This window comes from Deltaproteobacteria bacterium PRO3 (assembly GCA_030263375.1).
Classification (GTDB): domain Bacteria; phylum UBA10199; class UBA10199; order DSSB01; family DSSB01; genus DSSB01.
On sequence record SZOV01000124.1, the window covers coordinates 1 to 7,481 of the forward strand.

General features: G+C 65.7%; 5 protein-coding genes and 1 pseudogene. 1 reads left to right on the plus strand and 5 read right to left on the minus strand.

The features are described 5' to 3' along the window. The first annotated feature begins 259 nt into the window (after positions 1–259). A pseudogene (locus tag FBR05_13815) lies at positions 260–427 on the plus strand (2-polyprenyl-6-methoxyphenol hydroxylase). A gap of 2,145 nt (positions 428–2,572) precedes the next feature. Here FBR05_13815 and FBR05_13820 read toward each other — a convergent pair. The 5 genes from FBR05_13820 to FBR05_13840 all read right to left on the minus strand — a co-directional run. Beyond that, the gene (locus tag FBR05_13820) at positions 2,573–3,187 is read right to left on the minus strand and encodes a YceI family protein (GenBank protein MDL1873253.1); all 615 of its coding nucleotides are present in this window, start codon (positions 3,185–3,187) and stop codon (positions 2,573–2,575) included. Positions 3,188–3,521: 334 nt separating this feature from the next. Further along, positions 3,522–4,805, minus strand: a complete 1,284-nt coding sequence (locus tag FBR05_13825; GenBank protein MDL1873254.1) for a bifunctional folylpolyglutamate synthase/dihydrofolate synthase — start codon at positions 4,803–4,805, stop codon at positions 3,522–3,524. Next, positions 4,805–6,490, minus strand: coding sequence for a GAF domain-containing protein (locus FBR05_13830; GenBank protein MDL1873255.1), 1,686 nt, complete (start codon positions 6,488–6,490; stop codon positions 4,805–4,807). Before FBR05_13830 ends, FBR05_13825 begins: the two co-directional genes overlap by 1 nt. Continuing rightward, positions 6,487–6,831 carry an STAS domain-containing protein gene (locus FBR05_13835; GenBank protein ID MDL1873256.1) on the minus strand — a complete coding sequence of 115 codons (345 nt, stop codon included), beginning with the start codon at positions 6,829–6,831 and terminating at the stop codon, positions 6,487–6,489. Before FBR05_13835 ends, FBR05_13830 begins: the two co-directional genes overlap by 4 nt. A gap of 1 nt (position 6,832) precedes the next feature. Beyond that, positions 6,833–7,481: mannose-1-phosphate guanylyltransferase (locus FBR05_13840; GenBank protein ID MDL1873257.1), on the minus strand; the 649-nt coding region annotated here is incomplete at its 5' end.

A 7,481-nucleotide genomic window follows, 5' to 3' on the forward strand; every position in this document is an offset into this window, starting at 1 on the left:
CTCGCCGAACAGCGCCTCGGCCGCATCGAGGATCTTGTCGCGCGTCGTGTCCGTCGATCCCGACGCGCGGCGCCGTTTCGCGCCGGCTTCGCTGGTCTTCGCATTACGTGTCGCCTGCGTCTTGGCCATCTTTGTGGTTCTCGTCCTCGGGCGGATCATGTCCGCGGCCTGCCGACTATCGCCGGATTTTGCATCGATACAAGACCTTTACTAAAATTGGTCGGTCGACTAAACAATAGCGGTTCCTGGGAGGATGACCATGACCTGCATTCAGAACGCTCTCGTGGTGGGCGGAGGCATTTCCGGGCTGTGCCTTGCGATTGCGATGCGCGACCGGGGGGTCGCCGTCGACATCGCCGAACTCAAGACCGAGTGGACCGTCTACGGTGTCGGCATCATACAGCAGTCGAACGTCGTGCGCGCCATGGCCTTCGGCGACATGCCCGGGGCCCGGCTGGGCCACCGCAGCGCCGCGGTCTACGACGAGCTCACCATGTCGGTGGCCTCGCTGGTGGGTCCCTACGGCTTCGACCCCTTCTCGCCGATCTCGTCCATCTTGAACCCGCCGCAGGGCGGGCGCAGCTTCAACATCGCCGACCGGGCGATGGCGCTGACCGCACGGTCGCCGAATCTCTTGGTGACCTCCACGCTCAACGCCTACCGGCTCTGGCCCAAGCCCGACCGCCCGCTGCCCCTGCGCCGGGGCCCGACGGTGACGGCCACCCAATTCGTGCCGGCCATGGCCCTCTACGAGGCCGGCTCCGAGGCGAAAAACGGCGGCACCCGCGCCAACCTGCTGCGCACGCTCTGGCTCAACATGGGCACGATGCCGGAATACCAGCGCGAGGTGCCTTCGATCGCCGAGACCTTCACGCGCTTCGATCGGCCCGTCGATCTCTCGGTCGAGACCGCCCTCGCCCAGCGCTTCGCGGGCATCGAGGAATTGTTCCCCACCGCGGAGGGCATCCGTACCCTCGAGGTCGAGCGCCGCGAAGCGGAAGCCCGCCTTCGGGACGCCAGCGGGCAACCCGGCCGGGGCGAGGAAGTCACCGCGACCCTGCGCGACCTCGAATTGGTGAACAACACCCTCGACGCTCAGACGCGGCTCCTGCTGCGCAACCGCCTCACCGAGCTCGACCTCCGCATCGCCCAAGAGCAAAGCAACGGCGGCATCCCCGCCGCAGAGGCCAAGGGCGTGCGCCGCCTGCAGCGCGTCGTCCGCGCCCGCCTGCAGCTGCTCGACCGGGTCGAGGCGAAGCTCGCCCGAGGCAAAGAGTTGGACCGCACCGAGCGCTCCTTCGTCGAGCGCATGGGCGCCGCGATCGCCGGCCGTGACAACACAGCGGGCATCGACCGACTGGTCGAGCAGATCGACCACTACTTTCAGCTACGCGACCGGGGCATCGGACTTCGGGAAAACCTGATCGCGATCCAAAACGCCTATTACGACTTCGTCACAACCTGGAACGAGCGGCGGAAAGACCCGAACAACCCCGAGCACGCGCAGCTCCACATCAGCGAGGCGGTGGGCTACGATTCGGTCTGGGCAGACTATCGCCGGGCCATCGAGACCACCCTCAACATTTATAACGTGACGCCCGGACGCTGGAACGGCGAGATCATCCCCGACATCGAGTTCCGCCGCGACGGCGACGCCACTCTCGTCGAGCCCCGCGGCTGGCAGGCCAGCCGGGAGTTCAGCCGGGGAGCGCTCTGGCGCTTCCTTCTGGACGACACCACCGGCATCGTCCGCGTGGCGAAGCGGCTCAAGGATTTCGACGACAGCCCCAACCTCTACCTCACCTTGCACGGGCGCGGCTGGGGCTGGCGCATGCTGGATCGCACCCACACGCGGCTGAGGATCGAAAATACAGAAAACCTGCGCGACGTCGCCAACACCCAGTCGGTCATCGCGCCCACCCACGACAGCGGCGCCGAGTTCATGACGGTGCCGGGCGTGGTGCACGACTTCGGCCTGAACGCCTTCTTCATGGCCGACCGCAAGTTCTTCGACCCCTTCCCCAAGCCGCCGGCCTTCGGCCTGATCAAGGCCCTGCTGGGCCCCATGGACCAATACGGCCACCTGGCCATCGACCGCAGCGACCGCCGCGCGGCGATGCAGGTCATGGCCAACGCCGGGCGCTTCATCCGCGAGCGGGGCCGCTCGATCATCATCTTCCCGGGCGGGACGCGCAATCTCGTGCGCTACGACGAGAACGGCGAGCGCTACGAGGGGCCGATCTACGGCAGCCGCCCCGGCGTCGCGATGACGATGGAGGAGTCCCATGCCCCGATCCTGCCGATCGGTCTGGTCAACGGCGGCGTCATCTTCCCGAAGCAGAACGGCGACGCCTTCTTGCGCCGCGGCGCCGCACTGGGACGCACCTACACCTTCCGCTTCGGCACGCCCCTGCTCTACAACCAAGTGGTCGAGGGCAACCCCGAGCCCCGCGGCCCCATCCTGCGGACGGCGGTCACGCGCGAGCTCGACCGGCAGTACGGCGAGCTGACCGGCCGCGAGATCGCCCCGCCCGCCCAGAGCAAGGCCAAGAAGGGGCGGTAAGCACCCGCTCTATTTGCACTCTTTTTTGAATTTCCCGGTGAGGAGAAGGTCGACCTGCGTCCAGGTCTTGGAGACGCCGTCTTTTCCGGTGTGCTTGTCCTCGCAGGCCTTGTGGATCGAGTCGTAAGGGGCCTGCAGGCCGAACTCCAGCATATCGATCGAGGCCTGGGCCGTCAGCACTCCGTCGGCGCTCACGGTGTAGGCGAAGGGCACGTCCTTGGCCGAGCCGTTCATGCTGATATTGATCGCCATCGTGCCCTTCTGATCGTCGCCCTCCAGCTTGGTCGCCATCGCGTGGATGTGGAAGGGCGGATTGAACTTTTCGAAGAAGAATTGCTGGATGGTCGCGTTGCGGCCCGGATCGTTGGTCTCGACGCTGGCGCCGTCGATGTCGAGGTGCAGGCCCGTGACCAAATCGGCCAGGCTGCCGGCCTGGGTCTTGCCTTTCACCTCGGCCTTGTTGAACTTCCCCTTCACCGGCGTCTTTTCGGTGAACTTGAAGGCGGTCCATTCCAGCTGGATATCCTTGGGATCGGTGGAATAGGTGCAGGCGAACTTCTTGGGACCGCAGGCGTTGAGGGCGAGGACGGAGAGCGATAGGATCGCGAGGGAAATTTTCTTCATGCCGCCCTCTTTACCTCAGGAAAGACGGCGGCTCCAATAAAAAAACCGCCGCCCCAGTCGCGGAGCGGCGGTTTTCGTAAAATAAATTATCTTTATTTTCCGGACTGTTGCGTGGAAGCGACCGGGGCGCCGCCCTCGGTCTGGGCCTGCGGGGCCTTATCCTTCCCGTCTTTCTTCTCCGCATCGCAGGCATAAGAATTGGCGGCGAAGAGGACTGCGAGCAGGGCGGCAAACAAACTGAATTTTTTCATAAACACTCCTTTTTGGTCATGGGATGTCGATACTCTAAAAGATTCGCGTCCCCGAGTCCATAGCCCGCCCCACCCGGCAGCCGTCAAGCGATTCCTGAATCCAGGCCCAAGGCCTCGCGCAGTCCGCCCACCAAGAAGAGCGATCCGGTGGCGACCACCAAGCCTTCCGGGGGCGTTTCAGTGCGCGCCCGGCCCAGGGCCGCCTCGGGCTTTTCGAAAAAATCACCGGTGAGGCCTTCCGCGGCGGCCAACTCCCGCCACCGCTCCAGCGGCAGGCTGCGCTCGTTGGGAAAGACGGTGAAATACCACCTGGGCTTCAAGGCGCCCAAGATGCCGAGGGCGGCGCGGGGATCCTTTTCCTTGGACATGGCCAGGACGACTGAGACCGGACGGCCAGGGAACTTTTCCTGAATATAACGGCCCAAGGCCTCGAGGGCCTGCGGGTTGTGGGCCCCATCCAAGAGGACCGGGGGCGCCCCCTCGACCCGCTCCAGGCGACCCGGATGCGAGACCGCGGCCAGGCCCTCGCGCAGCTCCGTCTCGGACCAAGGCCAGCCCCGCACCGCCAGGGCCCATAAGAGCTCGATCGCGACGGCCGCGTTGGCCAGCTGGTGCCTTCCTTCCAGGGGGATGGAGAGTTCGGTGAAGTCCGCGTAGGAAAAATCGCGGGGCTCTCCCTCGGGCTCGCCGGCCAGGATCGGAAAGGCTCCTGCTTCCAAAGCGAGGCGGCGCAGCTCTTCACGAACCTTCTCCGGCATCGCGCCCAAGACCAGCGGGCGCCAGGGGCGTAGGACCCCCGCCTTTTCCCGCGCGATCTCGGCGAGCGTCGCTCCCAGGACCTCGGTGTGGTCGAGGCCGATGGAGACGATCGCGGAGGCCAGGGGCTCGGCTGCGTTGGTCGCGTCGAGCCGGCCGCCGAGACCGACCTCCAGGACCGCGAACTCGACGCCCTCGCGCCGGAAGACCTCGAAGGCCAAGAGCGTCGCCTGCTCGAACCAGGTCAAGCGCTCGCCCTCCCCCGCCGGGATCCCGCCCTCCGCGTCGGCCAAGCCGGCGCGCTCCCAATCCGCCAGGATTTCCTCCAGGCGCTCCGCGGAGACCTCGCGCCCGCCGATCCGGATCCGCTCCGAGAAGCGAACGAGGTGGGGCGAGGTGTAGAGGCCCGTGCGGTAGCCCGCGCAGCGCAGGACCGATTCGACCATCCGCGCCGTCGAGCCCTTGCCGTTGGTGCCGGCGATCAGGACGCAGGCGAAGGCCTTGTCGGGGTGTCCGATTTTTTCGAGCAGCTCGCGCATGCGGTGCAGGCCGAGGCTCATGCGGCGGTATTCGCCGCGGCTTTGCGCAAGGAAACGCTCGAGCCGGGTCATCAGGTCCTCCGGCGCAGAACGAGGACGGCGATGTCGTCGGGTTTTTGCAGGGCCAGGTGATGGGGGGAGACCTCGCGGGCGATCTCGCGGACGAGGTCGGCGGCCCCGAGGTGGAGGTGATGCTCCACGATCTCGCAGAAACTCTGCTTGTCGAAGCCGGTGGCCCGCATCCTAGGGTCGAAGAGGCCGTCGGTGTAGAAGACGAGCAAGTCGCCCTTGGCCAGATCGATCTTCTTGTTCTGCGGCTTGGATTCGTCCTCGAGACCCAGCGGCAGGTGGTTGGAGAAGACCGTCTGCCACTTCTTCTGGGAGGCTTGGTAGTGCAGCAGGGGCGGGTGCCCGGCGCCCGAGACGCGGAGCTCCCCGTCGGGCCGGTATTCGAAGACCCAACAGGAGATGAACTGATGCAGGCGGATCAGGTCTTCATGCATGGCCCAGCGCAGAACCTGCTGGAGGTAGCCCGGGGAATTGGGGTCGAAGACCATCGAGCGGAAGATCGCGCGGAAGGATGCCATGGTGATCGCCGAGCCGACGTCGTGCCCGGAGACGTCGGCGACCACGCCGCGCAAGCCCTCGCCGACCTGGATCACGTCGTAATAGTCGCCGCCCCCGCGCATCGAGAGCTGGCAGTGACCGCCAACCTCGAGGTCGCCGACGCGGGGAAAATGCTCGGGAACCAGCCGCGACTGGATCTCGTGGACGATCTCCAACTCGCGGTTGAGGCCCTCGTGCTGCTTCACCGTATCGAGCAGGTCGCGGATGCGGAAGGCGCTGGCGGCCTGCGCCGCCATCACGTTGAGCAATTTCAGCTCGTTGGCGGTGAAGCGGGTGCCGTCGCGCTTGTCAGTCAGGTTGAGGACGCCGATGGTCTCCTCGCCGATGTGCATGGGCGAGGCGATGACCGGCACCGAGACGAAGCTCGAGGTGTGGTAGCCCTGGCGGCGCGGCCGGGGGCCGCCCGAGCGCTGCTTGCCGGCGTTGTTGACCAGCAGGGGACGCGAGGTCTTGAAGACGTAGCCGGCGACGCCCTCGCCGGAGGCCACCGCGATCTTGGAGACAATCTTGGAAGAGAGACCGCGCGAGGTCGCCACCCGCAGGCGCTGGGTCTCGGGGTCAAAGAGCAGGAAGGAGGCCCGCTCGACGTTGAAGCGCTCGACGACGAAGTCGAGAAAGCGGTCGTAGAGGTGGTGCTTGGGGCGCAGCTGCTGGATGCCCTCTTGCAGCAGGTTGAAGAGCTCGATGGCGTCGTCCAGCTTCTTGGGCCGGGCCAGCTTGCGGACCAGGACGAGGCGGTTGGGCCGTCCTTTGCGGTACTGGACGGAGTCGAATAGGTTTTTCAGGATGATGAGGCCGCGGCCGTTGGCCTCGAAGTCGGAGGGGCGGCGCCGCAGGGCCGCCTGGAAGGCGAAGCCCTCCCCCCAGTCCTCGATGCGGATCTCGATGCGCCGGGGCAGCGCCTCGAGGGAAAGCCGCGCGGGGCGGCGCGCGTCGCTGCCGCCGTGCAGGAAGGCGTTGCTCAGACCCTCGAGGATGCCGAGCTTGAGGTCGCCGAGCAGGCTCTTGGGGAGATTCGAGAAAAAAGGCACCGTGGCCAGCTCTTTGAGGAGCTTGGTCACCTGACGCTCGAGCCCCTTGAGGGACTTGAAGGACAATTCTTTTTTAAAGCGCCGCGCGGTTTTCATCATTTTTTCTTCGGCATCTCCCGCAGCGCCTCTTCGGCGCTGGGACACAGGTCGAAGACCTTGTAGAGTCGCGTGATCTCGAAGATCGACCGCACCTCGTCCTGCAGGCCCGCGAGCTTGAGCTTGCCGCCGTTCTCGTTCAAGTACCGCATGAGCGAGATCAAGACCCCCAGGCCCGTCGAATCGATGAAGCTCACGCCGCTTAAGTCGAGGATGAAATGCTTCGCGTAATCCTCGCGGGCCTTGACGATGGCCTTCTTCAGCTGCGCGGAGTGCTCGGCGTCGACTTCGCCTTCGATTTCCAGGATGCAGATATCGCCGACTTCCTTGGGGTTGATCTTCATATTACAGCAAGTCCTCCCGTCCGATGTTCTTGAGGTGTTCAACCAATTTCTTGACGTCCTGGGCCTTGTCCTTCGGGAGCACCAGCACCGCGTTGGGGGTCTCGACGACGATCACGCCGTCCATGCCGAGCAGCGCCACCGCGCGCCGCTCCGCCAGGACCAGGTTTCCGGATCCGTCCAAAATAAAGCTTGGACCCTGAGTATGATTGCCCCGGGCGTCTCCCGGCAAGATGTTTTCGAGGGAAGACAGGGCCCCGACGTCGTCCCAGGCGAAGGAGGCCGGAACCATGCGGACCTTGGCGGCGTGCTCCATGACGCCGTAGTCCACCGAGACGCTGTCGAGGCCCGCGAAGACCTCGGCCAGGAGCCGGGGATAGGCCGCGTCGCTCAGGCGCAGGGCGAGGGCCTCGAAGGCTCGGGCGGTCTCGGGCCGCAGGCGGGCCAGCTCTTCGAGAAAGACCTGGGGCTCCCAGACGAACATCCCGCTGTTCCAGAAATAATTCCCGCTCTCCAGGTAGCGCCGGGCCGTCGCGGCGTCGGGCTTTTCGTGGAAGGCCTTCACCGCGAAGTATTCGGAATCGCCTTCCCGGAAGGCCTCGCCGCGCTCGAGGTAACCGAAGCCGGTTGCGGCCTCGGCGGGCCGGATGCCC